The following is a 25,047-nucleotide window of genomic DNA, read 5'->3' as shown; positions in this document are numbered from 1 at the left end:
GCCCGGGCACGTCCCGCGGTGGGAGGATCGGTCCGTGCCCGCCCCCCAGCCCCGCACCGCCGCGCCCGCGCCCGTCCTCGGGCCCCGCCGCCGTCTGCTCGTCCTGGCGATCTGCTGCCTGAGCCTGTTCATCGTCGGCCTCGACAACACCGTGGTGAACATCGCCCTTCCGGTGATCCAGCGGGACCTGGGCGCCCCGGCGTCCGGGCTGCAGTGGATCATCGACGCCTACACCCTGGTGCTGGCCTCGCTGCTGATGCTGTTCGGCTCGGTGGCCGACCGCTTCGGCCGCCGCCGGGTGTTCCAGACCGGCCTGGTCTGCTTCGCGCTCGGCTCGCTGCTGTGCAGCCTGGCGCCGAGCCTGGGCTGGCTGGTGGCGTTCCGCGCGCTGCAGGCGGTGGGCGGCTCGATGCTCAACCCGGTGGCGATGTCGATCATCACCAACACCTTCACCGACCCGAAGGAACGGGCCCGGGCGATCGGCGTCTGGGGCGGCGTGGTCGGCATCTCGATGGCGCTCGGACCGCTGCTCGGCGGCTTCCTGGTGGACGGCGCGGGCTGGCCGTCGATCTTCCTGATCAACGTCCCGGTGGCGCTCGCCGCCATCGCGCTGACCGCCCGCTTCGTCCCCGAGTCCCGCGCGCCCCGGCCGCGCCGGCTGGACCCGGTGGGGCAGCTGCTGATGATCGTGCTGCTCGGCTGCGGCACCGCCGCGATCATCGAGGGTCCGGCCAACGGCTGGACCTCCCCGCTGATCCTCGTCCTGGCCGCGACCGCCGGGGCCGCCCTGATCGCCTTCCCGCTCTGGGAACGGAGGGTGGCCCAGCCGCTGGTGGACCCGCGGTTCTTCGCCAGTGCGCCGTTCACCGGCGCCACCGTCACCGCGGTCTGCGCCTTCGCCGCGCTCGGCGGCTTCCTCTTCCTCAACACCCTCTATCTCCAGAACGTCCGCCACTACAGCCCGGTCGAGGCCGGCCTGTGGACCCTGCCGATGGCCGGGATGATGCTGGTCTGCGCGCCGCTGTCCGGACGGATCGTCGCCGTCCGGGGCCCGCGCCTGCCGCTGGTCGCGGCCGGCCTCGGCATCGCCGCGAGCGGGCTGCTGCTCACCCGGCTCGCCGCCGACTCCCCGCCGGCCCTGCTGCTGGTCGCGTACGGGCTGTTCGGCTTCGGCTTCGGCATGGTGAACGCGCCGATCACCAACTCCGCCGTCGCCGGCATGCCGCGCGCCCAGGCGGGGGTGGCGGCCGCGGTCGCCTCGACCAGCCGTCAGGTCGGCCAGTCGCTGGGCGTGGCGGTGATCGGCACGGTCGTCACCTCGGCCGTGGTCGGGCCGGTCGCGACCGGCTTCGCCCCGGCCAGCCACGCCGGCTGGTGGATCCTGGTCGGCCTCGGCGGCGCGGTCCTCGTCCTCGGACTGGCCACCACCACCGCCTGGGCGAGCGCGACGGCCGCCCGGGTGGCGGCCCGCCTCGGCTCCGAGGCACCGCCCGTCCGGTCCGGTGTACGGGAGGCACCGCCCGAGCGGCTACGATGACCACTACGGCGGAAGAGCCGGCCGGGCGGTCGCGACGGGTCCCAGACCCGCCGAGGAACGTCCGGGCTCCACAGAGCAGGGTGGTGGGTAACGCCCACCCGGGGTGACCCGCGGGACAGTGCCACAGAAAACAGACCGCCCACCGCTTTTCGTGGTGGGTAAGGGTGAAACGGTGGTGTAAGAGACCACCAGCGACCGGGGTGACCCGGCCGGCTAGGTAAACCCCACCTGGAGCAAGGTCAAGATCGGTGCCCTCGGGCACCGTGCGCGGACGTTCGAAGGCTGCTCGCCCGAGTCCGCGGGTGGACCGCACGAGGCTGTCGGCAACGGCAGCCCTAGATGGATGGCCGCCTCCCCGGGCCGCGCGAGCAACCCGGGAGACAGAACCCGGCGTACAGGCCGACTCTTCCGCCCCTGGCTTCACGAGGGCCCCGTGACCTGCGGAAACGACAGGTCGCGGGGCCCTTCGTCATGTCCCGTCCGGCTCCCCGGGGAGTTCCGGATGCGTGCCGCGGCGGGGCGGCGCCACGATGGAGGCAGCGGGCAACGCCCGAATCCGAGAGGAAGGGGGCGCGACCATGGCCCCTCTGGCACCAGACCCGTGCAGTCGCATGCGGGTGTGGATGACCACGGCCGAGCACGCGGTGGACCGCGACCACACGGCTGTGGAGAACGACGTGGCCGGGCTCGACCAGCTGAACGCCCAGCAGAATCCCGACCCGGTGAAGGTCTCCGCGGCCGAGGCGGGACTGGCCGCGGACCGCCGACAGCTGTCGTACGACGAGAAGCGGCTGTCCGACCTCCAGCACAAGTACGACCAGGAGTGCGCAGTCCCCCCGCACTGACGGACGCGGTGACGTCCCGTACGGCGATGCCCGCCCCGGCCGGGGCGGGCATGGCGGTCTCAGGCGGGGTGGGCGCCGACGGCGTCGCGGATCTGGTCGCCGAGGCCGCCGCTGACGCGGGCGCAGTTGGCGCAGCAGAAGAACATGCCGGCGACCTCGACGCCGTGGCCGACGATGCGGACCTGGCACTGTTCGCAGCGTGGCGCGAGCTTCTCCATCGCGCACTCGAAGCTGTCGAAGGTGTAGGTGTCGCCGCTGACCGTTTTGATCTCGAAGGCCAGCCAGTAGTCGTTGCCGCAGGTGACGCAGATTGCCATGGCGGCCGTCTCCTTCCGGTGGGGCCGCGGCCCGGGGTGGTCGCGCGGTCACTTCCAGTCTTGGAGGCTCCCGGGGAGACGGCCACTCGGCGTCGCCGTCAGGCGGAACGGGCGGAGAGTTCCTCCAGGGCGCGGACGGCGCGGTCGGCGTCGTCGGCGGCGACGAACAGGTGGTCGTGGTGGAAGCCGGCCACCACGTTGCAGCTGATGCCCTCCTCGGCGAGCCGGCCGGACACGGCGGCGGTGAGTCCGACGGCCTCCAGCGCCGAGTGGATCCGCAGGGTGATCCAGGCCGCCACGTACTCGTAGCGCAGCCCGAGCGCGTCCGCCTCCTCCTGGGCGACCACCATCGTCACCCCCTCGGGCTCGGCGACGGTCACCACCGGCCGCATGCCGGCGGGCACCCGCGCGGGGAGCGTGCAGTAGACGTACCGCCCCGGGTTGAGCTGCGGGCTCATCGCGCGCAGCAGTGTCGCGAGGTCTCGTTCTGCGGCCATGCCCGCCACCGTAGCGGCTGGGCGGGGGATGCGCGGTGCTCCGCGGGCGTGTCGGAATCCGTTGACGAGCGATAGTCACCGATATATCGTCGAACTATCGAGACAGTGACTCGACTGCCTCGTTGAACCTCTGGGATTCGAGGAGGTGGGCGCGATGCGCTCAGAACGTCAGGGAAGGCGATTCCGCTGGGAGGACCCGCGCGGCGGCGGTCGGCGCCGCGGCCCGGGCCCGGAGTTCCGGGGGATGCCCGGGGAGGGCGCGGAGGGCCGGGAGGCGTTCGGCGGGTTCGGCCCGCCGTTCGGCGGCCCCGGCCGGCCGATGGGCGGCCCGTACGGGCACGGCTTCGGCGGGCACGGTGGCCGGCGCGGTGGTCCGCACGGGCGGCGCGGCGGGCGGGCCCGGCGCGGTGACGTCCGGGCCTCGCTGCTGGCGCTGCTCAAGGAGCGGCCGATGCACGGCTACGAGATGATCGCCGAGATCACCGAGCGGACCGGCGGGGCCTGGCGGCCCAGCCCGGGGTCGATCTACCCCAACCTCCAGCTGCTGGAGGAGGAGGGCCTGATCGCCGCGGAGGAGGTCGGCGGCAAGCGGCTGGTCTCGCTCACCGAGGCGGGCCGGGCCGAGGCCGACGCCGGGCCGGCCGAGCCGTGGGCGGAAGCCGGCCGGGAGGTCGACTGGGAGGCCGTCCAGGAGGTCGGCCAGGCGCTCGCCGCCGTCGACCAGGCGATCCGCCAGGTCATGGCCACCGGCACCGAGGCGCAGCGCGCCAAGGGGCTGACGGTGCTGACCGAGGCCCGCAAGAAGCTGTACCTCATCCTCGCCGAGGATGACTGACCGGTCCGGGGGGACGGGGCGGGCGGTGCCGCTGCCCGGGCGGTCCGGGGGAGGGCCTCACGGCCGGACCACGAACAGTGCCACGCACACCAGCAGCAGCACCGCCCAGCCGAACCAGAGCCAGGCGCTCGGCCCGATGACCACGCTGTGGACGCACACCGCCAGCAGCAGCACCCCGGTGACGCCGGCCACCTGCCGGTTGTGGTGCTCGACCGCCCGGGAGCGGCTCCTCGGGTGCCGTACCGTCCTCGCCATGCCGACCTCCCGGGGGGAGCGTGCGGAGGAAGGAGGCGGCCGTCAGCCGGAGGCCGCCTCGTCGTACTCGTAGCGCCAGAACCAGCTCAGGCCCCGAACCTGCTTGCTCCGGACGTACACCAGTGTGCGCGCGGGGGCCTCGCCGTGCGCGGGGACCGGGACCTTGTACTTCTTCGGCACGCCGAGTATCGGCCCCAGCGGGATCGGGAGGATCGTTCCGTCCAGGGGGCCGCCGACGAATTCGGTGTCCGCGCTCTTCATCCCTCCAGGGTCTCACCTCCGCCGAGGAGCCGGGACCGGCCCGGCACCGGCCCGGCGCCGGCCCGGGAGTGGTCCCGGAGCGACCGGGACCGCGCCGAGAGTGTGACCGGAGAGGCACCGCCCCCGGTCATCCGGAAGCCCTCCGCACCCTTATCCTTCCTGTTACGCCCTCGGGGTCCACCCGGGTCAGCGGGCCCCGTACGGGCCGGGCGAGGCGCGAATCCGCGCGCCCTCCGGCCGACTTGGCGCGGACAGCGTGCTGCCGCGACTGCGTACCGTGACCCGGGCGTCGGCCGTCCGGTGACTCCGGGCCGCGGCCGGCAGGGCGCGGACGTCAGGGCCGAGCACCCCGGGAAGCAGCCGGGGGCGCCGTGCGTTGCGTCGAGTGGTACGTCGAACGCTGTGTCGCACCAGGCACGGCAGTTGCGCGGAAGGGGCCCGATGGAAGCCGGCAGCAGGTGGACGACCTGGTGGCAGAAGCGTGATCGTCAGCGGGCGGGGGGCTCGGACGACCCGGCCGCCGGACTCGATCAGCTGCTCGGCGCGGTGCGCGCCGGATTCCCGCTCGCGCCGGCCACCCACCCGGCCGGCTACCGGTGCTCCTGCGACCGGGTGGCCTGCCCGGCCCCCGCCCAGCACCCGGTCTCCTTCGCCTGGCAGACCCAGGCCACCACCGACCCCGAGCAGCTCTCCCGCTGGCTCGCCCGCGACCCGCAGGCCAACTTCGTCACCGCCACCGGCCGGGTGCACGACGTGCTGGACGTCCCGGCGGAGGCCGGCCGGCTGGCGCTGGAACGGCTGACGGCGCTGGGCGTCGAGGGCCCGGTCGCCGCCGTCGGCGAGGACCGCTACCTCTTCTTCACCGCCACCCGCGGCACCCCGCAGGACGAGGACGAGTGGTGGCCGAGCGCGCTCGACTCCACCCCGGACACCATGTCCGAGCACCCCGGCCTGCGCTGGCACTGCCGCGGCTCGTACACCCTGCTGCCGCCGGCCGCGCTGCCGGACGGCTCCCACGTGCGGTGGCTGCGCGGGCCCGAGCAGCCGCTGCCGGACCCGCTGCGCGTCCTGGACGTGCTCACCGACGCCTGCACCGAGGTGGGCGCCGTCGCCGAGGAGCAGTGGCTGATCGGCTAGACGCCCACCGGGCGGCGCGGGACACCGCTGCGCGGGTCACGGCGCCGCGGGTCACGGCAGGGTGAGGATCTCCGCGCCGTCCGCCGTGACCACCAGGGTGTGCTCGAACTGGGCGGTGCGCTTGCGGTCCTTGGTGACGACGGTCCAGCCGTCCTCCCAGATCTCGTAGTCGTAGGTGCCCAGGGTCAGCATCGGCTCGATGGTGAAGGTCATGCCCGGCTTGATCACCTCGGTGGCCCGCTCGCTGTCGTAGTGCGGGACGATCAGGCCGGAGTGGAACGACGTGTTGATGCCGTGCCCGGTGAAGTCCCGCACCACGCCGTAGTCGAAGCGCTTGGCGTAGGACTCGATGACCCGCCCGATGACGTTGATCTGACGGCCCGGCTTGACCGCCTTGATCGCCCGGCTGAGGGATTCCCGGGTGCGCTCGACCAGCAGCCGGGACTCCTCGTCCACGTCGCCGACCAGGTAGGTGGCGTTGAGGTCGCCGTGCACCCCGTGGATGTACGCGGTGGCGTCGATGTTGACGATGTCGCCGTCCTGGAGCACGGTCGAGTCCGGGATGCCGTGGCAGATCACCTCGTTGATCGAGGTGCAGACGGACTTGGGGAAGCCCCGGTAGCCCAGGTCGGACGGGTAGGCGCCGTGGTCGCACATGTACGCGTGGGCGACGGCGTCCAGCGCGTCGGTGGTGACACCGGGGGCGATCAGCTTGGCCGCCTCCTCCATCGCCCGGGCGGCGATCCCGCCCGCGATCCGCATCTTCTCGATCGTCTCGGCGGTCTGCACCTCGGGCCCGGTGTACGGCGTCGGCGCGGGCTTGCCGACGTACTCGGGGCGCGCGATGTTCGCCGGGACCTTGCGGATGGGGGACTGGATGCCGGGTACGAGAGCCATGCCGCGAGTCTAGTCGCCGGGCCGAGCCGGACCCTGGGCCATCCCCGGCCGGTCCCTGGCCGGTCCAGGGCGGTGTGCATCCCGGCCCGGGGCGGGGAATGATCGGTACCGACCCAGTCCTTCCGGCCTTCTGAACAGGAGAGCGCGATGCCCCTCGGATTCAACCGCAAGCCGACCGGCAAGCCCGGCGAGTGGTTCTACTGCATCAAGCACGACAAGGTCGAAGAGGGCCCGGAGTGCCCGGCGAAGGACCGCCTCGGCCCCTACGCCAGCCCCGAGGAGGCCGCCCAGGCCCTGCGCATCGCCGACGAGCGCAACCGCGAGTGGCAGAACGACCCACGCTGGAGCGACCAGCCGAAGGACGACGCCGAGTAGCCCCGGGGCGGGCGGCGGTCATGTCGCCGGGGTGGCCTCGGGTTCGGCGTGTTCGTGGGCGGCGCGGACGGCGGCGGCGTGGGGGTCGGTGCGGTCGTCGTAGGCGAGCAGCTTCGGGAGGGCGGCGGCGACCGCGAGCACGGCGACGACGCAGGCGACGCCGCCGGTCCAGACGGCGGCGCGCACGCCGATCAGTCCGGCCATGGTGCCGGCCCTGACCTGGCCGAGCTGCGGGCCGACGGAGTAGCTGAGCAGTTCGACGCCGGCCATCCGGCCGCGCAGCTCGTCCGGGATGGACTGGTTCCACATGGTCGAGCGGGCGAGCCCGCTGATCTCGTCGGCGCCGCCGGCCAGCGCCAGGCCGAGCAGCACCAGCCAGATGTGCTCGGACAGGCCGGCGAGTGCCATCGCCCCGCCCCAGCCGACGGCGGCGGCCACCAGCAGCCGTCCGTGCCGGTGGACGCGGGAGGTCCAGCCGCTGGTCGCGCCGACCAGCAGGGCGCCGAGGGCGGAGGCCGCGTACATCGGGCCGAGCGCCCAGTCCGCCCCCAACTCCGAGGCCAGGAACGGGAAGACGGCCACCGGGTAGGCGAACAGCATGGCGCAGGTGTCGATCGCGTAGGTGCCGAGCAGGTCCTTGCGGCTCCAGGCGTACCGGACGCCGTTCAACACCGCCTGGACGGACGGCCGTTCGGCACCGGTGGGCGGCGGCACCGCCTTGATCCGGACGAGCAGCAGCAGCGAGGCGGCGAAGGTGAGGATGTCCAGCGCGTACGCGGTCTGCACCCCGGCGAAGGCCACCACCACACCGGCCAGCGCCGGTCCGGCGATCGAGGCGACGTTGTGGTAGAGCGACTTGAGGGCGAACGCGGCCGTCAGGTGCTGGTGCGGGACGACCCGCGGGGTGAGCGAGTCCAGCGCCGGGCGCTGGAGGCCGTCGGCGGCCGCGGCCAGTGCGGCGACCACATAGACCGGCCAGAGCAGCGGGTGCGGCAGCAGGGCGTTGAGCAGCAGCAGCCCGGCCAGCAGGCCGAGCGCGGCCTCGGCGCGCAGCACCAGCTTCCGGCGGTCCAGGGCGTCGGCGAGGGCGCCGCCCCACAGCCCGAAGACGATCAGCGGGACGAGTTCGACGGCGCCGATCAGGCCGACCGCGAAGGAGGAGTCGGTGAGTTCCTTGATCTGCATCGGCACGGCGATGAAGGTCAGGAAGCTGCCGAAGCTGGTGACGCAGCCGGACGTCCACAGGTAGCGGAAGTCACGGGAGGCGCGCCAGGGGGACAGGTCGGGCGTCAGCGAGCGCACCAGCTTCCGGGCGCGTCCGGGCACGGGGGGATGCGGGGGTTCGTCGACGTTCACGAACCGTCATCCTCGGGTGGCGGTCATGCCTCCCGCAAAGGGTTTTCCACCTGCTGACGGACCGACACGTGGTGACGGACCGAAGGGCCGCCCGGAGCCGCCCCCGACTACCAGCGGCTGATCGCGGGGGTCGAGGTCAGCCGCCCGGCGAGGTCGGCGAGCCGGGCCCGGACGGAGCGGTGGCCGGCCCGCTGCCCGGCGGCGAGGCTGACCAGGTGCTGGGCGAGGTCGAAGGGCTCCTCGGCGGCGGTGCCGACGACCAGCCGCTCGTGGGCGAGCTCGCGGAGCTCACCGTGACCGCCGTGACCGTCGAGACCGCCAGGACGGTCGAGGCCGCCGGGTTGACCGGGCCCGCCCGGCCCGCCCCCGTCCAGCGCCAGCACCGTCGCGCCGTGCCGCCGGGCGTCGTGCACCCGCTCCAGCAGCGGGGCGCCGGCCGCCCGCGGGACCACCAGCAGCACGGTGGCGCCGCGCCCGGCCTCGGCGAGTCTGCGCAGATCGTGCGTCAGGTGTGCGGGGGCGTCGGCCGGCGGGCTGTGCCGCAGCAGGGTGGGCGCCAGCCGGGGGACGTCCGACCAGGCGGCCTGGTCGTCCAGGTGGGCGGCCAGGTGCCAGGGCTCGTACGCCTCGGTGCCGACCAGCAGCAGCCCGCTCGCCCCGCGCCGGTCCACCGAGCGGCGCAGCGCCCCGGCGAAGCCGCCGACCGCCTCCAGCCAGCCCGTTCCCGTCAGCCGTTCCCGGAGTGCCGAAACTCTCACCGCGTCCATGCGGGCCAGGATGTCCCGCGGGGCCCGGGATTTGGCAGGATCGGCCCATGACTTCCCTCGATTCAGCGACAAACCCGGCCCACGAGGTACCCGACGTCTCGCAGTTGGTGGTCGGTGTCCTCGGCGGCACCGGCGACCAGGGGCGGGGCCTGGCCCTGCGGTTGGCCAAGGCCGGCCAGCAGGTGATCATCGGTTCCCGCGCCGCCGCCCGGGCCGAGGCCTCGGCGGCCGAGCTGGGCCTCGGCGTGCGCGGCGCCGACAACGCCACCGTCGCCCGGGAGAGCGACGTGGTGATCATCGCGGTCCCGTGGGACGGCCACGCCGCCACCCTGACGGCGCTGCGCGAGGAGCTCGCGGGCAAGATCGTCGTCGACTGCGTCAACCCGCTGGGCTTCGACAAGCAGGGCGCGTACGCGCTGAAGCCGGAGGAGGGCAGCGCCGCCGAGCAGGCCGCCGCGCTGCTGCCGGACTCCCGGGTCACCGCCGCGTTCCACCACCTGTCGGCGGTGCTGCTCCAGGACGAGTCGGTGGAGGCCATCGACACCGACGTCATGGTGCTCGGCGACGACCGGGAGGCCACCGACGTCGTCCGGGGCCTGGCCGGCCGCATCCCCGGGATGCGCGGCGTCTTCGCGGGCCGGCTGCGCAACGCCCACCAGGTGGAGGCGCTGGTGGCCAACCTGATCTCGGTCAACCGCCGCTACAAGGCCCACGCGGGTCTGCGGATCACCGACGTCTGAGCGACGGCCCGTCCCATCGGTCGTCCCCGGGTCCGTCCTGACCGACAGGACGGACCCGACGGCCGTGTCGACCTCACCCCTGGCCCGGCGCCGGAGGTGAGGTCGGCGACAATGGGTGGCGGCCGTGACCCGGCCGCCCGCACCCGTTCTAGGAGCCTTCCGCCATGCCTCGCACGTCCGTCTTCGCTCTGGCCGCCGTCGTCCTCGCGCTCGTGGCCCTCGTGGTCTCGCTGGTCCAGGGCTTCTGGCTGGGCCTGATCTGGCTGCCGCTGGCCGGGGTGGCCAGCAACGTGCTGTGGATGAACCGCCGCCGGGCCAAGATCGCCGCCGCGGTCGCCGAGCAGGGCTGAGCCGGCCCGGCGACCAGCCGGGGCTAGTTCTTCCAGAAGCTGAACAGGTACCGGCCGAGCGTCGCGTAGTCCTGGTCCACGCCGAACAGGGTCATCAGGCCGTGGACGATCCCGAAGAAGAACTGGTTCACCTGGGGCTGCCACAGCAGTGCGAACACCGCGAGCATCCCGTACGGCGCGAACGGCTCGACCGCGCGCCGGGTCTTGTACGACAGCCAGGGCTCGACGATGCCGTAGCCGTCCAGCCCGGGCACCGGCAGCAGGTTCAGCACCGCGGCGCTCAGCTGCAGGAAGCCGAGGAAGCCCAGCGCGCCGGAGAACGGCGAGATGATCAGCTCGTAGCCGTTCCAGTACGCGTGCACGGTGGGGTCGTCCAGCCAGCCCGCGCCGATCGGGATCAGCAGCGCCGCCGCGAAGAGCAGGTTGACCAGCGGGCCGGCCGCCGAGATCAGGCTGTGCTTGAGCCGGCCCTGGATGCGGTGGCGCTCGATCCAGACCGAGCCGCCGGGCAGGCCGATGCCGCCGAGGATCACGAAGACGATCGGCAGCACGAAGCTGAGCAGTACGTTGGTGTACTTCAGCGGGTTGAGCGTGAGGTAGCCCTTGGCGCCGACGGTGATGTCGCCGCCGTGCAGCGCGGTGCGCGCGTGGGCGTACTCGTGCAGGCAGAGGGAGACCATCCAGCCCGCGACCACGAACAGGAACACCCCGAACGAGGCGTTGCCGTAACCCTGGTACACCGCCCAGCCGGAGGTGCCGAGGACGGCGAGGAGCACCCAGAACACCGGGCTGATCCGGCGGTCCTCGCTGCGGGAGCGCGGCGTGGCGGCGAAGGTCATGGTGTGGGTGCTCCGTGGGCAGGGGAAGAGGATCGGGTTCGGACCGTGGTCGATCATGCCGGGCGGTCCGGTGGCCGGACAAGCGGCTCCCGGTGAACGTCCGGGAGCGCGGTGGCGTTCCACCCTACGCGCCTGCGGGGGAGGGCCCAGGACAAATGTGCGGCCCTTCCCCCGCCGATCGACCAGAATGGTCCGGTGTACTACGGCATTCTCGGGACGACGACGGCCCACCACGACGACGGCACTCCGGTGCCGATCGGCGGCGCCCGGCTGAGGGCCCTGCTCAGCGCCCTCGCCCTGCGGCAGGGCCGTCCGGTCCCGGCCGACCTCCTGGTGGACGAGGTGTGGGACGCCGATCCGCCGCAGGACTCCTCCGCCGCGCTCCAGACCCTGGTCGGCCGGCTGCGCCGCACCATCGGCCGGGACGAGGTCGGCTCCGGCCCGGCCGGGTACTGGCTGACCGGCCCGGCCTCCGATCTCGCCGACTTCCAGCGGCTGACCGGCGAGGGCCGCCGCGCCCTGGACGCCGGGGACGACGCGCTCGCCGCCGAGAGGTTGCGCGCGGCGCTGGCGCTGTGGCGCGGCCCCGCGCTGGCCGACCTGCCGGACCGCGGCGGCCCGGCCGTCCGGCTGGAGGCCCAGCGCGAGGAGGTCCGCCGCCACCGGATCACCGCCGACCTCGGCCTCGGCCGGGCCGCGGAGCTGGTCGCCGAACTAGCCGAGCTGTGCGAACGGCAGCCGCTGGACGAGCCGTTGCAGCTGCTGATGATCCGGGCGCTGCACGGGAGCGGGCGGACGGCCGAGGCGCTGCGCCACTACGAGCGGACCAGGCGCGCGCTGGCCGAGGAGCTCGGCGTCGACCCGGGCCGCGGACTCCGCGCCCTGCACGCCGAGTTGCTCGCCCCGACGCCCGCGACGTCTCCGACGCCCGCGACGTCTCCGACGCCCGCGACGTCTCCGACGCCCGCAGCCCCCGCGACCCCCGCGGAGCAGCGGGCGCCGAAGCCGGAGCCCGCCGGCACCCCGCCCCCCGGGCCCGACGCCGCACCCGCGCCCCAACTCCCGCGCCCCAGCGGCAACCTGCGCGGCCGACTGACCAGCTTCGTCGGCCGTGAGGACGATCTCGCCTCGCTGCGCGGGATGCTGACGGACCGTCGGCTGGTGACCCTGACCGGCCCCGGCGGCTCCGGCAAGACCAGCCTCTCGACCGAGGCCGGCCGCGCCGAACAGTCCGCCGGGGGCTGGCCGGACGGCGTCTGGGTGGCCGAACTCGCCCCGCTGGAGAGCCCGGACGCGGTGCCCGCCGCCGTGGTCTCGGCGCTCGGCCTGCGCGAGATCGTGCTGCACAGCACCAGCATGGTCGCCGAGGTGATCGACAAGCGGGCCGAGGACCCGGTGCGCCGGCTGGTCGAGCACTGCCGCCACCGCCGGATGCTGCTCGTCCTGGACAACTGCGAGCACCTGATCCAGGCCGCCGCCGACCTCGCCGACGCCCTGCTCGCCGAGTGCCCCGGGTTGACGGTGCTCGCCACCAGCCGCGAGCCGCTGGGCGTGCCCGGGGAGACGGTGCTGCCGGTCGAGCCGCTGCCCGACCCGGTCGCGCTGCGGCTGTTCGCCGAGCGCGCGGCCGCCGCCCGTCCGGGATTCGACCCGCAGGGCGACCCGGAGGCCTGCGCGGAGATCTGCCGCCGGCTGGACGGGCTGCCGCTGGCCATCGAACTGGCCGCCGCCCGGTTGCGGGTGATGACGGCGCGCCAGATAGCCGACCGGCTGGACGGCCGGTTCGCGCTGCTCACCGCGGGCAGCCGCACCCTGCTGCCGCGCCAGCAGACGCTGCGCGCGGTGGTCGACTGGAGCTGGGACCTGCTGGGCAAGCGGGAGCGGGCGGTGCTGCGCCGGCTCGCGGTGTTCGCGGGTGGCTGGCAGCTGGAGGACGCCGAGACGGTCTGCGCCGACGGCGTCGAGGTGGCCTCCGGCGAGGTCGCCGACCTGCTGCTGTCACTCGTCGACAAGTCCCTGCTGGTGGCCGACCTGGACGGGGCCAGCCTGCCGCGCTACCGGATGCTGGAGACCATCCACGAGTACGCGACCGAGCGCCTCGCCGAGTCCGCCGCCGAGCGCACCGCCACCGAGGCCCGCCACCTGGCGTACTTCCGCACCGTGGTCGCCGTCTCCGACGGGCAGATCCACGGCCCCCGGCAGCTGCACTGGCTGGCCGTGCTGGAGCGCGAGCAGGACAACATCCGGACGGCGCTGCGCCGGGCGATCGACCTGCGGGACGAGGAGCAGGCGCTGCTCATCACGGTGGGCATGAGCTGGTACTGGTCGCTGCGCGGCTACAGCCTGGAGGCGCGCACCTGGTACAACGCGGTCGCCGCGCTCGGCCCGGACCCGTTCGGCCCGGACGCCCCGCGGGCGGTGCCGCTGGAGCGCAGCGTCTTCGCGTACGAGCTGCCGCTGTCCGCCGGGGTGGTCGAGGAGGCCCGCCGGCTGCTCGCGATGTTCCGGCTGATCGGGTTGTTCGAGGGCAACCTGGACGTCCTCGGCGACCCGGAGGCGGTCCGGGTCGCCCAGCGGCTGATGGATGCCTACACCCCGGACCTGCCGCAGGCCTACCGCTTCCCCGGGCTGATGCGGGTGTTCGGCGCCTTCCTGGCCGGCCGCACGGACGTGATGAAGGAGCTGATCGACGACGCCGTCCGCGGCTGCGAGCAGTACGGCGAGGTGAGCGACCTGGCCTTCATCCTCCAGGTGCGGGCCAGGATGATGAACGACTGGCCGAGCGGCGCGGAGCAGAGCATCGTGGACGGCGAGCGCTCGCTGGAGCTGTACGAGCGGTCGGGCGACCTCTGGGGGACCTCCCAGGCGCTGTCCGCGCACGGCGAGTCGTTGGCCAACCGGGGCGAGTCCGCGGCCGCCACCGAGGCGTACGCGCGGGCGATCGAGCTGGTCGAGGAGCTGGGCGCGTCGCAGGAGGTGCCGATCCTGCGGGTGAACCTGGGCAGCGCCCTCCTGGAGCACGACATGGACCGCGGCGAGCGGGTCATCCGCGAGGCGCTGGCCTCGATCGACACCCCGGGCCTCAACCAGTCCACCACCGGGGCACTGATGTTCGGTCACATGGCGCTCTGCGGCATCCACGCCCAGCGCGGCGAGTTCGCGCAGGCGCTGGCCGAGCTGGACAGGCTGGACACGGTCCGGGTCGGCGGTTTCGCGCCGAGCCTGGTGAGCGGGATGCTGCGGAGCTCCCGCGGCTGGATCATCGCCCGGGCCGGGGATCCGGAGGCGGGGTTCGAACTGCTGCGCGACGGCTGGCGGCAGCTGCGGGCGGTGACGGCGGCGAGCGGCTTCGCCGAACACATGACGGTCCTGGTGGTGCCCGCGGTGACGGCGGTGCTGTGCGCCTTCGCCCAGCGCGACGGGGACCTGGAGCGGGCCCGGGGGGCGGCCGTGCTGACCGCCGCGCACGGCGGCCTGAACGGCCCCAAGGGCGGCTACCTGGACCGGGCCGAGCAGGCGCGCACCGAGGCCGTCCTGCGGGAGCTGCTGGGCGGGGCCGGGTACGAGGAGGCCCGGGCCGGCGGGGTCGGGATGACCCAGGAGCAGGTCTTCGAGGTGCTGGAGGAGCTGATCGGCTAGCCCGCGCGGTCGAGCCGGTGTGGCGCCGCGCGGTCGAGCCCGTACGGCCGGCGCCCGTCCCCTGGTCACCGGCCGCACGGGCCCGTACGTCGGCCGGCGCCCCCGTCCCGGGCGGCCGGCCGTCCTGCCCGTCGGCTCTTCCCCCGCGGGGCCGACGGTGGTCGGGTGGGTCAGGTCCGCTTGCGGAAGCGGGCGACCGCCAGCGGGGCGAAGACCGCGGTGACGGCGGCCGACCAGATCAGCACGATCATCACCGGATGGGCCACCGGGCCCACGCCGTTGAGCAGCGAGCGGGAGGCGTCGGCCAGCGCCGACAGCGGGTTGATCTTGGTGAAGGCCTGCAGCCAGCCCGGCATGGTGTCGGTCCGGGCGAAGATCGAGCTGCCGAACTGCATCGGCATCAGGACCAGCATGGCCACGCCCTGGACGGCCTGGGCGCTGCGCAGGGCCATGCCCAGCAGCATCGAGATCCAGACGATCGACATGCCGAACACCAGGCCCAGGCCGATCGTGGCCAGCACTTCCAGCAGGCCGGTCTTCACCTCGAAGCCGATGCACATCGCGAAGCCGATCAGGATCGCGAAGGAGAGCAGCCCGCGGAGGGTCTCGGCGGCGATCTTGGACAGCAGCACCGAGGACCGGCCGATCGGCAGGGTGCGGAAACGGTCCATCACGCCGGTCTGGAAGTCGCTGTTGAGGCCGGTGCCGACGGCCATCGCGAGGGTGAGGCCGGTCTGCCCGAGGAGCCCGGGGATCAGGTACTGCTTGTAGGTGTCCTGGTCGCCGGCCATCGCGCCGCCGAAGACGTAGACGAACAGCACGGTGAAGATGATCGGCATCAGCACGGCGTCGAACATCGACTCCGGGTCGGCCTTGATCCGCATCAGGTTGCGCCGGGTCAGCGCGCCGACGTGGCGCAGGGTGCCGGCCAGGCCGATCCGGCTGTCCTCCGCCGACGGCCGGGTGGTGCGGCCCGGTGCGGGGGCGAGCGTGGCGGTGGTCATGCGACGGGCTCCTTGGCGAGGCTGGGGGAGGTGTCCGCGGTGTCCGCGGTGGACGCGGGCTTGCCGGTGATGGCGAGGAAGACCTCGTCCAGGCTGGGCACCTTGGTGTCGATGCCGGCGACGGCGAAGCCGCGGGTGCCGAGCACCCCGATCACCGCGGTCAGCTGCGCGTCGTCGGTGATCGGCACCGCGAGCAGCCCGGTGTCGGTGGACACGGTGGCGTTGGTGATGCCGATGTCCCGCAGGCAGTGGGCCATGTCCGGCAGCTCGGCCGGGCGGGCCGGGCGCACCTGGAGGGTCTGGCCGCCGACCTTGGCCTTGAGCTCGGAGACGGCGCCGTTGGCGATCACCCGGCCGCGGTCGATGACGGTCAGCTCGTTCGCGAGCTGCTCCGCCTCCTCCATGTACTGGGTGGTCAGCAGCACGGTGGTGCCCTCGGAGACCATCCGCTGCACCTCGTCCCAGACCTCGTTGCGGGTGCGCGGGTCCAGGCCGGTGGTGGGCTCGTCCAGGTAGAGCACCCGGGGTCGGCCGATCATGCTGGCGGCCAGGTCGAGCCGGCGGCGCATGCCGCCGGAGTAGGTCTTGGCGGTCCGCTTGGCGGCCTCGGTGAGCGAGAAGCGCTCCAGCAGCTCGGTGGCCCGGGCCTTGGCGTCGCGGCGGGAGAGGTCGAGCAGCCGGCCGATCAGGTAGAGGTTCTCGTACCCGGAGAGCAGCTCGTCCACGGAGGCGTACTGGCCGGTGAGGCCGATCGTGCGGCGCAGCTGCTTGGGCTGGCGCAGCACGTCGTAGCCGCCGACGTACGCGGTGCCGGCGTCCGGCTTGATCAGGGTGGAGAGGATGCGCACCAGGGTCGTCTTGCCGGCGCCGTTGGGGCCGAGCACGCCGAGGACGGTGCCCTCCCTGACGGTGAGGTCGACCCCGTCGAGGGCCTTGGTCTCACCGAAGTGTTTGACGATGCCGTGCACCTCCACGGCGTGTGCGGAGGTGGTTCCCCGGTCGTTCGGGGCCGTCGCGATTCGTGTCATGCCCCCAGGCTGTCCGCCGCCGCTGTCAGCTCCCTGTCGGCCCGCCCCGCCCGCTGTCACCCCGCTGTCACCGGTTCCCGGCCGCGCCCGCGGGCACGACAGCGGCCCCGCTCCGGGCTGTGGAGCGGGGCCGTGGGGCCGTGCGTCGGCGGAAGGCGCCGTTGCGTCAGTGGAAGCTGTGCTCCGCCGCCGGGAAGGCGCCGGTGCGCACGTCCTCGGCGTACGCCCGGGCGGCGTCGCCGAGGACGGTCCGCAGGTCGGCGTACTGCTTGACGAACTTGGGCACCCGGCCGGCCGTCATGCCGGCCATGTCGGTCCAGACCAGCACCTGGGCGTCGGTGTCCGGCCCGCCGCCGATGCCGACGGTCGGGATCGCCAGCTGCTCGGTGACCTGGGCGGCCAGCTCGGCCGGGACGGCCTCCAGGACCACTGCGAAGGCGCCGGCCTGCTGGACGGCCTTGGCGTCGCGCAGCAGCTGGTGCGCCGCCTCGTCGCCGCGCCCCTGGACCGGGTAGCCGCCGAGGGCGTGCACGGACTGCGGGGTGAGGCCGATGTGGGCCATCACCGGGACGCCGGCCTCGACCAGCAGCTCGATCGAGCGGGCGCTGCGCTCCCCGCCCTCCAGCTTGACCGCGCCGACCCCGGCCTCCTTCATCAGCCGGGCCGCGTTGTGCATGGCCTGCGCGGGGGACTCCTGGTACGAGCCGAACGGCAGGTCGGCGACGATCATGGACCGCTTGGTGCCGCGGACGACGGCGGCGGAGAGCATCACCATCTGATCCATGGTCACCGGGACGGTGGTCTCGTAGCCGAGGTGGCAGTTGCCCGCCGAGTCGCCGACCAGCAGCACCGGGATGCCGGCCTCGTCGAACACGCCCGCGGTGAGGGCGTCGTAGGCGGTGAGCATCGACCACTTCTCGCCGCGCTGCTTGGCGGCGGCGAGGTCGCGGACGGTGACCCGGCGGTTGGTGACCCCGCCGTAGAGGGAGGTGGTCGACGCCTGGTTCTGGGCAGGCGAAGGCGTAGAAGCGTTCATCGAACGGACTCCTGAAGGGTTGTCGTCTCGTGGCGCCGTACGGCGTCCCCGGATCACCTCCATGCTTGCACGCCCCGGCTCCGGCGCAAAGAGGGGTGCGGTCGTCCCGGTGCGATCCAGGACACACCGGGCGTGCGGGCCGCCCCGGGCCGGGGCGCGCGGGAGCCTCCCGAATTTGCCCGCCCTTTATGAAACGGATTCGGCTCGTATCGTATCGGCCGCTACTCTGGTGCGGGGGGTTGCGAGACGTGCTCGGCTCGTAAATGCCCGCCAGTGCCACGCCAACACGGACGGGAAGAACCATGACCACCGCAGCCGCGCCACCCCGTGTGCCGGAAGCCATCCACCGTCGGCGCTGGGTGATCCTCGCCACCCTGCTGCTCGCCCTGCTCGTCGTCGTCCTCGACAACTCGATCCTCAACGTCGCGATGAAGACCATCGCGACCCCCGCGCCGGTCGGCCTCGGAGCCACCCAGAGCGACCTGGAATGGTCGATCAACTCCTACACCCTGGTCTTCGCGGGGCTGCTGTTCACCTCCGGCCTGCTCGGCGACCGGTTCGGCCGCAAGCGCGCGCTGCTGGCCGGCATGCTGGTCTTCGGAGTCGCCTCGCTGCTGTCCGCGCTGGCCGCCTCGCCCGGTGAACTCATCGGCTACCGCGCCCTGATGGGCGTCGGCGGCGCACTCGCGATGCCCGCCACGCTGGCGATCATCATGAACGTCTTCGAGCGCTCCGAGCAGCCCAAGGCGATCGGGATCTGGGCCGGCGCGGTCGGTCTGGCCATCGCCATCGGCCCGATCACCGGCGGCCTGCTGATCGAGCACTTCTGGTGGGGCTCGGTCTTCCTGGTCAACGTCCCGATCGTGGTCGTCGCGCTGGTCGCGATGGTGATCCTCGTCCCCGAGTCCAAGGACCCCGCCCCGGGCCGGATGGACCCCGTCGGCGTGCTGCTGTCGATCGTCGGCCTGGTCGCGCTGATCTACGGCATCATCAAGGGCGGCGAGCTGGCCGACTTCACCGCGGCCGAGGCCTGGGTGCCGACCCTGGTCGGCGTGCTCGCGCTGGCCGCCTTCGTCTGGTTCGAGCGCCGCACCCCGTTCCCCGCGCTGGACGTCACCTGGTTCCGCAACCGGGTGTTCAGCGCCTCCGTGGTGGTCGTCGGCGTGATCTTCTTCGCGCTGATGGGCGTCTCCTTCTTCGGCGTCTTCTACATCCAGAGCGTGCGCGGCTACAGCGCCCTCCAGGCCGGCGTGCTGATGCTGCCGCTGGCCGCCGCCCAGCTGGTGTTCGCCCCGCGGGCCCGGCTGGTGGTCGACCGGCTCGGCGTCGCCGCCACCGCCACCGGCGGCATGCTGCTGGTCGCGCTCGGCTTCCTCGGCTACGTCGTGCTGACCGCCACCAGCCCGATCTGGGTGCTGGTCCTGCTCGGCCTGGTGATGGGCGCCGGCATGGCGCACGTCATGCCGCCGGTCACCGTCGCGATCATGGCCTCGCTGCCCCGGGAGAAGGCCGGCGCCGGCTCGGCCGTCAACAACACCTTCCGCCAGGTCGGCGGCTCGCTCGGGGTCGCCGTGCTCGGCGCCGTGCTCTCCACCGCCTACCGCGACGGGATGGCCGACACCCTCGCCCGGCTGCCCGAGGACCTGCGCGACAAGGCCGGCGAGTCGCTGGAGGCCACCCTGGCCATCGCCGACCGCATCCCCGGCGGCCAGGCGCTGATCGCCCCGGCGAACGACTCCTTCATCCACGCCATGCACGTGGTCGCCTCGCTCTCGGCGGGCGTCTCGCTGGTCGGCGCCGTGGTCGCCTGGTTCCTGCTGCCGCGCCGCCCGGCCACCCCCGCGGGCCCGGCCGGTCCGGCCCCCGAACAGCGCGGCCAGGCACGGGAGGCCGCGGCCGCGGACGCCTGACCTGCGGCCGGAACGCGCCGTGACTGAGTGACAATGGCCCTGTCACCCGGGTACGCCACCGGGTGGCGGGGCCGACCCACGAGGGAGAGACAGCGGGGATGAAGACGGACACGCCGACCGCCGGCACCGGGCAGCACTGCGCCGAGGCACGCCGTGGCCGGCCCCGCAGCGAGGCCGCCGAGCAGGCCATCCTCACGGCCGTCGAGGACCTGATGGCCGGCGGCACCGCGCTGTCGGAGCTCACCATCGAGGGCATCGCCGCCGCGGGCGGCGTCGGCAAGGCCACCATCTACCGGCGCTGGCCCAACAAGGAGGCCCTGCTGGTCGACGTGGTCAGCCGGCTGGAGGAGCCGCTGCCCGAGTCCGGCGGCGCCGGCGCCCGGGCCGACCTGATCGCCCTGGTGGACCACATCCGCCGGCGCGGCCTGGCCAAGCGCACCCGCTGGGTGCTCAAGGCCGCCCTCGGCCAGATGCAGACCCTGCCCGAGCTGTACTCCGCCTACCGCGAGCGGGTGATCAAACCGCGCCGGGAGGTCGGGCTCCGCCTGATCCGCCAGGCCGTCGCCGAGGGCGTGATCCGCGACGACCTCGACGTGGAACTGCTCAACGACCTGCTGCTCGGGCCGATCCTCTACCGCAGCATCCTGTGGGACGACTCCGACCTGGAGGACCCGGACCTGGCCCGCAAGCTGGTCGACTCCGTGCTCGAGGGCCTCGCGCCCCGCTGACCGAGGCCGTCCCGGTCGCCCCCGCCTGGCTCCGCCCGCCCGCGCCCGGTCTCGCCCGCCCCCGCCCGGTCTCGCCCGCCCCCGCCCCGGACGTGGCCTCCCTCACCAAACCGGGCCACGCCGGAACCCGCTCAGCAGGCCCGACGTCTGTCCCGGCATAGGCTGAGCCGGGTATCCGACCACACCGGCACCGACCCGGTACACGCCCGCACCCTCGACGGGCCGGGCACCGGAACGGCGACGGCACGAGCGACGGGAGCCACTTCATGGCGCAGGCGGACAGGACCGAGCGGATCGCGGCCCCCGGGGGCGGCGCCGACGGCCCGGCCCCCACGGCGCGCCGCGGCGGCTTCCTCGGCCTGCGCCACTGGGGCCGGGACGCCCGCGGCAGCGGCACCTGGCGGCGCGGCCTGGTGATCGCCGCGCTGGCCGTGCTCGCCGCCGCGCTGCTCGCCTTCCACGCCGAGGTGCCGAACAGCGTCGGCAACCTCGGCAGCCTGCTGGAGACCTTCCTGCCCTGGCTGGGCCTGGCCGTCCCGGTGCTGCTGGTGCCCGCGCTGCTGCGCCGCTCCGCCACCGCGCTGCTCGCCCTGCTGCTGCCCCTGGTGCTCTGGGTCAACCTGTTCGGCGGCCTGCTGTCGGACAAGAGCGGCGGCAAGGGCGACTGGACGGTGGTCAGCCACAACGTCGCCGCCGCCAACACCGACGTGCCGGGCACCATCCGCACCCTGGTGGACTCCGGCGCCCAGATCGTCGCCCTCCAGGAGCTGGCCGGCCGGCAGCTGCGCTCGTACGAGACCGGGCTCGCCGCCGCCTACCCGCACCACACCGTGGAGGGCACGGTCGGGCTCTGGTCGAAGTACCCGATCGGGGACGTCTCCCCGGTGGACCTGAAGATGGGCTGGACCAGGGCCTTCCGCGCCGAGGTCACCACCCCGCAGGGCCCGCTCGCGGTGTACGTGGCGCACCTGCCCTCGGTGCGGCTGAAGGCCGAGGGCGGCTTCACCGTCAACCAGCGGGACCTCAGCGCGCAGGCGCTCGGCGACGCGATCGAGGCCGAGCCGCTGAAGAAGGTCCTACTGCTCGGCGACCTCAACGGCACCATGAACGACCGCAGCCTGGCGCCGGTGACCTCGCAGATGCGCTCGGCCCAGGGCGCCGCCGGGGACGGCTTCGGCTTCAGCTGGCCGGCCGCCTTCCCGATGGCCCGGATCGACCAGATCATGAGCAAGGGCGGGCTGGACCCGGTGGACTCCCGCACCCTGCCCCGGGACGGCAGCGACCACCTCGGGGTGGCCGCCACCTACCGCTACCAGCCCGTCCGCTAGCCGCGCCGCCAGCGGTTGGTGATCGGCAGGCGGCGGTCCCGGCCGAAGTTCTTGGCCGAGATCTTCGGGCCCGGCGGGTACTGGCGCCGCTTGTACTCGGCGGTGTCGACCAGCCGGACCACCCGGTCCACCAGGGCCGGGTCGAAGCCGGCCGCGACGATCGCGTCCCGGCCCTCGTCGCCCTCGATGTAGCGGGTCAGCACGCTGTCCAGCACGTCGTAGTCGGGCAGCGAGTCGGTGTCCACCTGGTCCGGCCGCAGCTCGGCGGACGGCGGCTTGGTGATGGTGTGCTCCGGGATCGGGGGCACCTCGCCGCGCCGCTCGGCCTCCTCGTTGCGCCAGCGGGCCAGCCGGAAGACCAGCGACTTGTAGACGTCCTTGATGGGCCCGTAGGCGCCCACCGAGTCCCCGTACAGGGTCGAGTAGCCGACCGCCAGCTCGCTCTTGTTGCCGGGCGCGAGCACGAGGTGCCCCTCCTGGTTGGAGATCGCCATCAGCAGGGTGCCGCGCAGCCGGGACTGGAGGTTCTCCTCGGCCAGGCCGGTCAGTTCGGTCGCCCCCAGGTAGGCGTCGAACATCGGGGCGATGGAGACGGTCCGCAGCGACAGCCCGGTGCGGCGGGCCAGTTCGGCCGCGTCGTCCCGGGAGTGCCGGGAGGAGTAGCGGCTGGGCATGGAGACGCAGTGCACGTTCCGCGCGCCTACCGCGTCCACCGCGATCGCGGCCACCAGCGCGGAGTCGATGCCGCCGGAGAGGCCGAGCAGCACCGACCGGAAGCCGTTCTTGGTCACGTACGCCCGGGTGCCGGAGACCAGCGCGGCCCAGATCTCGGCCTCGTCCGAGACCCGCGGCGCCACCCCGGCGGTGAGCCGCACCGCGGGCGCGGCCTGCGGCTCGCCGCCCAGCTCGGTGAGGACCAGGTGCAGGCCGTCGCTCAGCAGCAGCCCGTCGGTGTCATCGCTCGCGGCGGCCGGCAGGTCGAGGTCCAGCACCACCAGGTGCTCCTCGAACTGCGGTGCGCGGGCCAGGACTTCGCCGTCCGCGCCGACCACGATCGAGTCGCCGTCGAAGACCAGCTCGTCCTGGCCGCCGACCATGTTGACGTACGCCAGGGTGCAGCCGGCCTCGGCCGCCCGGCGCCGCACCAGCTCCAGCCGCTGGTCGTCCTTGTTCCGCTCGTACGGGGAGCCGTTGACCACCAGCAGCAGCCCGGCGCCGGCCTCGCGGGCGGCGGTGACCCGCCCGCCGTCCTGCCAGATGTCCTCGCAGATGGCCAGGGCGACGTCCACCCCGCGCACCCGCAGCACCGGCAGCTGGTCGCCCGGGACGAACCAGCGGAACTCGTCGAACACGCCGTAGTTGGGCAGGTGGTGCTTGGCGAAGCGGGTCACCACCTCGCCCCGGTGCAGCACCGCGGCGCAGTTTTGCGGGGAGCCGGCCGGGCGGTTGAAGCGCGGCGAGGCGTGCTCCGAACGCCCGAGGTAGCCGACCACCACCGGGACCTCGCCCAGCCCGTCCGCCGCCAGCCGGCCGGCCAGCCCGACCAGCGCGGCGCGGGAGGCCTCGACGAAGGATCCGCGCAGGGCGAGGTCCTCCACCGGGTACCCGGTGAGGGCCATCTCGGGGAAGGCGACCAACTGCGCGCCGGCCTCCACGGCCAGCCTGGTCCAACGCACCACCTCGTCGCCGTTGCGGTCGAGGTCACCGACCCACGGGTCGATCTGGCTCAGGGCGAGACGGAGATTGGGCATGCCCCGAGTGTAATCGTCTAACTGACGCTATGTCCTGGGCGGAGGGTGACGGCGGGGGTCGGCGCTGCCGGGGTGGGCGGAGATCGGCCATGATGGGGGCAGCCGCTTTACGAGGTCTTTGCGGGGACCTCCGAGGCGTAACACGAGCGTAAAGAGCAGAGGTGAGACTGTCCCCATGGGCAAGCAGCAGCAGTTCGTGCTTCGGACGCTCGAAGAGCGTGACATCCGGTTCGTCCGGCTGTGGTTCACCGACGTGCTCGGGTTCCTGAAGTCGGTCGCGGTGGCCCCGGCCGAGCTGGAACAGGCCTTCGAGGAGGGCATCGGCTTCGACGGCTCGGCGATCGAGGGATTCGCCCGGGTGTACGAGTCCGACATGATCGCCAAGCCGGACCCGACCACCTTCCAGATCCTGCCGTGGCGCTCGGAGACCCCGGGCACCGCCCGGATGTTCTGCGACATCCTGATGCCCGACGGCTCGCCGTCCTACGCCGACCCCCGGTTCGTGCTCAAGCGCACCCTGGAGAAGGCCTCCGAGCAGGGCTTCACCTTCTACACCCACCCGGAGATCGAGTTCTTCCTGCTGAAGAACCTGCCCGGCGACGGCACCCCGCCGATCCCCGCCGACCAGTCCGGCTACTTCGACCACACCCCGCGCGGGGTGGGCCACGACTTCCGCCGCCAGGCGATCACCATGCTGGAGTCGATGGGCATCTCGGTCGAGTTCTCGCACCACGAGGGCGCCCCCGGCCAGCAGGAGATCGACCTGCGCTACGCCGACGCGCTGTCCACCGCCGACAACATCATGACCTTCCGGCTGGTCATGAAGGAGGTCGCGCTGGAGCAGGGCGTGTACGCGAGCTTCATGCCCAAGCCGTTCTCCGAGCACCCCGGCAGCGGCATGCACACCCACGTCTCGCTGTTCGAGGGCGACCGCAACGCCTTCCACGAGTCCGGCGCCGAGTACCAGCTGTCCAAGGTCGGCCGCTCCTTCATCGCCGGCCTGCTGAAGCACGCCGCCGAGACCGCCGCCGTCACCAACCAGTGGGTGAACTCGTACAAGCGGATCTGGGGCGGCTCCCAGCGCACCGCCGGAGCCGGCGGCGAGGCGCCGTCCTACATCTGCTGGGGCCACAACAACCGCTCGGCGCTGATCCGGGTCCCGATGTACAAGCCGGGCAAGCAGGGCTCCACCCGCATCGAGGTCCGCTCGCTGGACACCGGCTGCAACCCGTACCTCGCCTACGCCGTCACCCTCGCGGCCGGCCTGAAGGGCATCGAGGAGGGCTACGAACTCCCGCCCGGCGCCGACGACGACGTGTGGGCGCTCACCGACTCCGAGCGGCGCGCCCTCGGCATCCAACCGATGCCGCAGAACCTCGGCGAGGCCATCGACCTGATGCAGCGCAGCGAGCTCGTCGCCGAGACCCTCGGCGAGCACGTCTTCGACTTCTTCCTGCGCAACAAGAAGCACGAGTGGGAGGAGTACCGCTCCGAGGTGACGCCCTTCGAACTGCGCAAGAACCTCCAGGTTCTCTGACGGTTCGTCGGCCGGTTCGGGCCGTTCGGGCGGTGTACCCCACGCACGCTAATCCGCTGGGCCGATGAGGTTACTCTG

Annotated in this window: 24 protein-coding genes and 1 other RNA gene; 13 read left to right on the top strand and 12 right to left on the bottom strand. The window is 73.3% G+C overall.

Features of this window, described 5'->3' with window-relative positions; genetic code table 11:
• Nucleotides 1–34: 34 nt before the first annotated feature.
• The 3 genes from ACGF13_RS06565 to ACGF13_RS06555 all read left to right on the top strand — a co-directional run bounded on the left by ACGF13_RS06565 (nt 35) and on the right by ACGF13_RS06555 (nt 2,382).
• The gene (locus ACGF13_RS06565) at nt 35–1,537 is read left to right on the top strand and encodes an MFS transporter (RefSeq protein WP_392869564.1); all 1,503 of its coding nucleotides are present in this window, start codon (nt 35–37) and stop codon (nt 1,535–1,537) included.
• A gap of 13 nt (nt 1,538–1,550) precedes the next feature.
• Nucleotides 1,551–1,948: RNase P RNA component class A (gene rnpB, locus ACGF13_RS06560), an RNA gene on the top strand.
• 212 nt (nt 1,949–2,160) lie between these two features.
• Nucleotides 2,161–2,382, top strand: a complete 222-nt coding sequence (locus ACGF13_RS06555) for a hypothetical protein (RefSeq protein ID WP_392869562.1) — start codon at nt 2,161–2,163, stop codon at nt 2,380–2,382.
• Nucleotides 2,383–2,441: 59 nt separating this feature from the next.
• Here the strand turns inward: ACGF13_RS06555 and ACGF13_RS06550 are convergent, their stop codons facing one another.
• Together ACGF13_RS06550 and ACGF13_RS06545 are read right to left on the bottom strand one after the other, a co-directional pair.
• On the bottom strand, nt 2,442–2,699 hold the full coding sequence (locus tag ACGF13_RS06550) for a Prokaryotic metallothionein (RefSeq protein WP_392869560.1): 258 nt from the start codon (nt 2,697–2,699) through the stop codon (nt 2,442–2,444).
• A 98-nt stretch (nt 2,700–2,797) separates the two neighbouring features.
• Nucleotides 2,798–3,196 carry an ACT domain-containing protein gene (locus ACGF13_RS06545; protein ID WP_392869558.1) on the bottom strand — a complete coding sequence of 133 codons (399 nt, stop codon included), beginning with the start codon at nt 3,194–3,196 and terminating at the stop codon, nt 2,798–2,800.
• Between the two features lie 154 nt (nt 3,197–3,350).
• Between ACGF13_RS06545 and ACGF13_RS06540 the strand changes: the two genes are divergently transcribed.
• A complete protein-coding gene (locus tag ACGF13_RS06540; protein WP_392869556.1) occupies nt 3,351–4,031 on the top strand; it encodes a PadR family transcriptional regulator in 681 nt (226 codons plus the stop codon).
• A gap of 57 nt (nt 4,032–4,088) precedes the next feature.
• Here the strand turns inward: ACGF13_RS06540 and ACGF13_RS06535 are convergent, their stop codons facing one another.
• Entirely contained in the window at nt 4,089–4,286 is a 198-nt protein-coding gene (locus tag ACGF13_RS06535; RefSeq protein WP_392869554.1) for a hypothetical protein, read from the bottom strand.
• 42 nt (nt 4,287–4,328) lie between these two features.
• Nucleotides 4,329–4,547 (bottom strand): hypothetical protein, encoded by a 219-nt coding sequence (locus tag ACGF13_RS06530; RefSeq protein WP_392869552.1) that lies wholly within the window; start codon nt 4,545–4,547, stop codon nt 4,329–4,331.
• A 441-nt stretch (nt 4,548–4,988) separates the two neighbouring features.
• Between ACGF13_RS06530 and ACGF13_RS06525 the strand changes: the two genes are divergently transcribed.
• Nucleotides 4,989–5,684 (top strand): bifunctional DNA primase/polymerase, encoded by a 696-nt coding sequence (locus tag ACGF13_RS06525; protein ID WP_392869550.1) that lies wholly within the window; start codon nt 4,989–4,991, stop codon nt 5,682–5,684.
• A gap of 51 nt (nt 5,685–5,735) precedes the next feature.
• On the opposite strand, the gene map is transcribed toward ACGF13_RS06525, so the two are convergent.
• Nucleotides 5,736–6,581: a type I methionyl aminopeptidase gene (gene map, locus ACGF13_RS06520; protein ID WP_392869548.1), complete on the bottom strand. Its 846-nt coding sequence runs from the start codon at nt 6,579–6,581 to the stop codon at nt 5,736–5,738.
• A 147-nt stretch (nt 6,582–6,728) separates the two neighbouring features.
• On the opposite strand from map, the gene ACGF13_RS06515 reads away from it, so the two are divergent.
• Nucleotides 6,729–6,956, top strand: a complete 228-nt coding sequence (locus ACGF13_RS06515; protein ID WP_392869546.1) for a hypothetical protein — start codon at nt 6,729–6,731, stop codon at nt 6,954–6,956.
• Between the two features lie 18 nt (nt 6,957–6,974).
• Here the strand turns inward: ACGF13_RS06515 and ACGF13_RS06510 are convergent, their stop codons facing one another.
• Nucleotides 6,975–8,312, bottom strand: a complete 1,338-nt coding sequence (locus ACGF13_RS06510; RefSeq protein WP_392869544.1) for an MFS transporter — start codon at nt 8,310–8,312, stop codon at nt 6,975–6,977.
• Nucleotides 8,313–8,419: 107 nt separating this feature from the next.
• Nucleotides 8,420–9,079, bottom strand: coding sequence for a hypothetical protein (locus ACGF13_RS06505; RefSeq protein ID WP_392869542.1), 660 nt, complete (start codon nt 9,077–9,079; stop codon nt 8,420–8,422).
• A gap of 47 nt (nt 9,080–9,126) precedes the next feature.
• Between ACGF13_RS06505 and npdG the strand changes: the two genes are divergently transcribed.
• Both npdG and ACGF13_RS06495 read left to right on the top strand, forming a co-directional pair.
• Nucleotides 9,127–9,819 (top strand): NADPH-dependent F420 reductase, encoded by a 693-nt coding sequence (gene npdG, locus ACGF13_RS06500; protein WP_392869540.1) that lies wholly within the window; start codon nt 9,127–9,129, stop codon nt 9,817–9,819.
• Between the two features lie 164 nt (nt 9,820–9,983).
• Nucleotides 9,984–10,169, top strand: a complete 186-nt coding sequence (locus ACGF13_RS06495) for a hypothetical protein (RefSeq protein WP_392869538.1) — start codon at nt 9,984–9,986, stop codon at nt 10,167–10,169.
• Nucleotides 10,170–10,192: 23 nt separating this feature from the next.
• On the opposite strand, the gene ACGF13_RS06490 is transcribed toward ACGF13_RS06495, so the two are convergent.
• Nucleotides 10,193–11,008, bottom strand: coding sequence for a site-2 protease family protein (locus ACGF13_RS06490; RefSeq protein ID WP_392869537.1), 816 nt, complete (start codon nt 11,006–11,008; stop codon nt 10,193–10,195).
• 195 nt (nt 11,009–11,203) lie between these two features.
• Between ACGF13_RS06490 and ACGF13_RS06485 the strand changes: the two genes are divergently transcribed.
• Nucleotides 11,204–14,647, top strand: a complete 3,444-nt coding sequence (locus ACGF13_RS06485; RefSeq protein ID WP_392869535.1) for a BTAD domain-containing putative transcriptional regulator — start codon at nt 11,204–11,206, stop codon at nt 14,645–14,647.
• Nucleotides 14,648–14,817: 170 nt separating this feature from the next.
• On the opposite strand, the gene ACGF13_RS06480 is transcribed toward ACGF13_RS06485, so the two are convergent.
• From ACGF13_RS06480 to panB, 3 genes are all read right to left on the bottom strand, one after another.
• Nucleotides 14,818–15,651 carry an ABC transporter permease gene (locus ACGF13_RS06480; protein ID WP_392869533.1) on the bottom strand — a complete coding sequence of 278 codons (834 nt, stop codon included), beginning with the start codon at nt 15,649–15,651 and terminating at the stop codon, nt 14,818–14,820.
• Nucleotides 15,648–16,679: an ATP-binding cassette domain-containing protein gene (locus ACGF13_RS06475; protein ID WP_392869531.1), complete on the bottom strand. Its 1,032-nt coding sequence runs from the start codon at nt 16,677–16,679 to the stop codon at nt 15,648–15,650. Before ACGF13_RS06475 ends, ACGF13_RS06480 begins: the two co-directional genes overlap by 4 nt.
• A 166-nt stretch (nt 16,680–16,845) precedes the next feature.
• The gene (gene panB, locus ACGF13_RS06470) at nt 16,846–17,715 is read right to left on the bottom strand and encodes a 3-methyl-2-oxobutanoate hydroxymethyltransferase (protein ID WP_392869529.1); all 870 of its coding nucleotides are present in this window, start codon (nt 17,713–17,715) and stop codon (nt 16,846–16,848) included.
• A gap of 302 nt (nt 17,716–18,017) precedes the next feature.
• Between panB and ACGF13_RS06465 the strand changes: the two genes are divergently transcribed.
• The 3 genes from ACGF13_RS06465 to ACGF13_RS06455 all read left to right on the top strand — a co-directional run bounded on the left by ACGF13_RS06465 (nt 18,018) and on the right by ACGF13_RS06455 (nt 21,681).
• On the top strand, nt 18,018–19,625 hold the full coding sequence (locus tag ACGF13_RS06465) for a DHA2 family efflux MFS transporter permease subunit (RefSeq protein ID WP_392869527.1): 1,608 nt from the start codon (nt 18,018–18,020) through the stop codon (nt 19,623–19,625).
• 98 nt (nt 19,626–19,723) lie between these two features.
• Nucleotides 19,724–20,353, top strand: coding sequence for a TetR/AcrR family transcriptional regulator (locus tag ACGF13_RS06460; RefSeq protein WP_392869525.1), 630 nt, complete (start codon nt 19,724–19,726; stop codon nt 20,351–20,353).
• A 266-nt stretch (nt 20,354–20,619) separates the two neighbouring features.
• The gene (locus ACGF13_RS06455) at nt 20,620–21,681 is read left to right on the top strand and encodes an endonuclease/exonuclease/phosphatase family protein (protein ID WP_392869523.1); all 1,062 of its coding nucleotides are present in this window, start codon (nt 20,620–20,622) and stop codon (nt 21,679–21,681) included.
• Here ACGF13_RS06455 and ACGF13_RS06450 read toward each other — a convergent pair.
• Complete coding sequence (locus ACGF13_RS06450; RefSeq protein ID WP_392869521.1) at nt 21,678–23,432, bottom strand: NAD+ synthase; 1,755 nt, start codon at nt 23,430–23,432, stop codon at nt 21,678–21,680. The two genes, ACGF13_RS06455 and ACGF13_RS06450, sit on opposite strands and share 4 nt — an antisense overlap.
• Nucleotides 23,433–23,607: 175 nt before the next feature.
• Here ACGF13_RS06450 and glnA point away from each other — a divergent pair, with 175 nt between their 5' ends.
• The gene (gene glnA, locus ACGF13_RS06445; RefSeq protein ID WP_392869519.1) at nt 23,608–24,969 is read left to right on the top strand and encodes a type I glutamate--ammonia ligase; all 1,362 of its coding nucleotides are present in this window, start codon (nt 23,608–23,610) and stop codon (nt 24,967–24,969) included.
• Nucleotides 24,970–25,047 lie beyond the last annotated feature (78 nt).

The sequence above is a fragment of the Kitasatospora sp. NPDC048286 genome (assembly GCF_043201735.1).
In the GTDB taxonomy this organism is placed as follows: Bacteria; Actinomycetota; Actinomycetes; order Streptomycetales; family Streptomycetaceae; genus Kitasatospora.
Note: the sequence above shows the minus strand (reverse complement) of the source record. Positions and strands in the feature narration are given on the sequence as shown.

Bases quoted from the DNA above. Each gene is read 5' to 3' on its own strand.
- ACGF13_RS06555 (WP_392869562.1), top strand. From the start codon at position 2,161: ATGACCACGGCCGAGCACGCGGTGGACCGCGACCACACGGCTGTGGAG.
- ACGF13_RS06550 (WP_392869560.1), bottom strand. From the start codon at position 2,699: ATGGCAATCTGCGTCACCTGCGGCAACGACTACTGGCTGGCCTTCGAG.
- ACGF13_RS06545 (WP_392869558.1), bottom strand. From the start codon at position 3,196: ATGGCCGCAGAACGAGACCTCGCGACACTGCTGCGCGCGATGAGCCCG.
- ACGF13_RS06540 (WP_392869556.1), top strand. From the start codon at position 3,351: ATGCGCTCAGAACGTCAGGGAAGGCGATTCCGCTGGGAGGACCCGCGC.
- ACGF13_RS06535 (WP_392869554.1), bottom strand. From the start codon at position 4,286: ATGGCGAGGACGGTACGGCACCCGAGGAGCCGCTCCCGGGCGGTCGAG.
- ACGF13_RS06530 (WP_392869552.1), bottom strand. From the start codon at position 4,547: ATGAAGAGCGCGGACACCGAATTCGTCGGCGGCCCCCTGGACGGAACG.
- ACGF13_RS06525 (WP_392869550.1), top strand. From the start codon at position 4,989: ATGGAAGCCGGCAGCAGGTGGACGACCTGGTGGCAGAAGCGTGATCGT.
- map (WP_392869548.1), bottom strand. From the start codon at position 6,581: ATGGCTCTCGTACCCGGCATCCAGTCCCCCATCCGCAAGGTCCCGGCG.
- ACGF13_RS06515 (WP_392869546.1), top strand. From the start codon at position 6,729: ATGCCCCTCGGATTCAACCGCAAGCCGACCGGCAAGCCCGGCGAGTGG.
- ACGF13_RS06505 (WP_392869542.1), bottom strand. From the start codon at position 9,079: ATGGACGCGGTGAGAGTTTCGGCACTCCGGGAACGGCTGACGGGAACG.
- npdG (WP_392869540.1), top strand. From the start codon at position 9,127: ATGACTTCCCTCGATTCAGCGACAAACCCGGCCCACGAGGTACCCGAC.
- ACGF13_RS06495 (WP_392869538.1), top strand. From the start codon at position 9,984: ATGCCTCGCACGTCCGTCTTCGCTCTGGCCGCCGTCGTCCTCGCGCTC.
- ACGF13_RS06490 (WP_392869537.1), bottom strand. From the start codon at position 11,008: ATGACCTTCGCCGCCACGCCGCGCTCCCGCAGCGAGGACCGCCGGATC.
- ACGF13_RS06480 (WP_392869533.1), bottom strand. From the start codon at position 15,651: ATGACCACCGCCACGCTCGCCCCCGCACCGGGCCGCACCACCCGGCCG.
- ACGF13_RS06475 (WP_392869531.1), bottom strand. From the start codon at position 16,679: ATGACACGAATCGCGACGGCCCCGAACGACCGGGGAACCACCTCCGCA.
- panB (WP_392869529.1), bottom strand. From the start codon at position 17,715: ATGAACGCTTCTACGCCTTCGCCTGCCCAGAACCAGGCGTCGACCACC.
- ACGF13_RS06465 (WP_392869527.1), top strand. From the start codon at position 18,018: ATGACCACCGCAGCCGCGCCACCCCGTGTGCCGGAAGCCATCCACCGT.
- ACGF13_RS06460 (WP_392869525.1), top strand. From the start codon at position 19,724: ATGAAGACGGACACGCCGACCGCCGGCACCGGGCAGCACTGCGCCGAG.
- ACGF13_RS06455 (WP_392869523.1), top strand. From the start codon at position 20,620: ATGGCGCAGGCGGACAGGACCGAGCGGATCGCGGCCCCCGGGGGCGGC.
- ACGF13_RS06450 (WP_392869521.1), bottom strand. From the start codon at position 23,432: ATGCCCAATCTCCGTCTCGCCCTGAGCCAGATCGACCCGTGGGTCGGT.
- glnA (WP_392869519.1), top strand. From the start codon at position 23,608: ATGGGCAAGCAGCAGCAGTTCGTGCTTCGGACGCTCGAAGAGCGTGAC.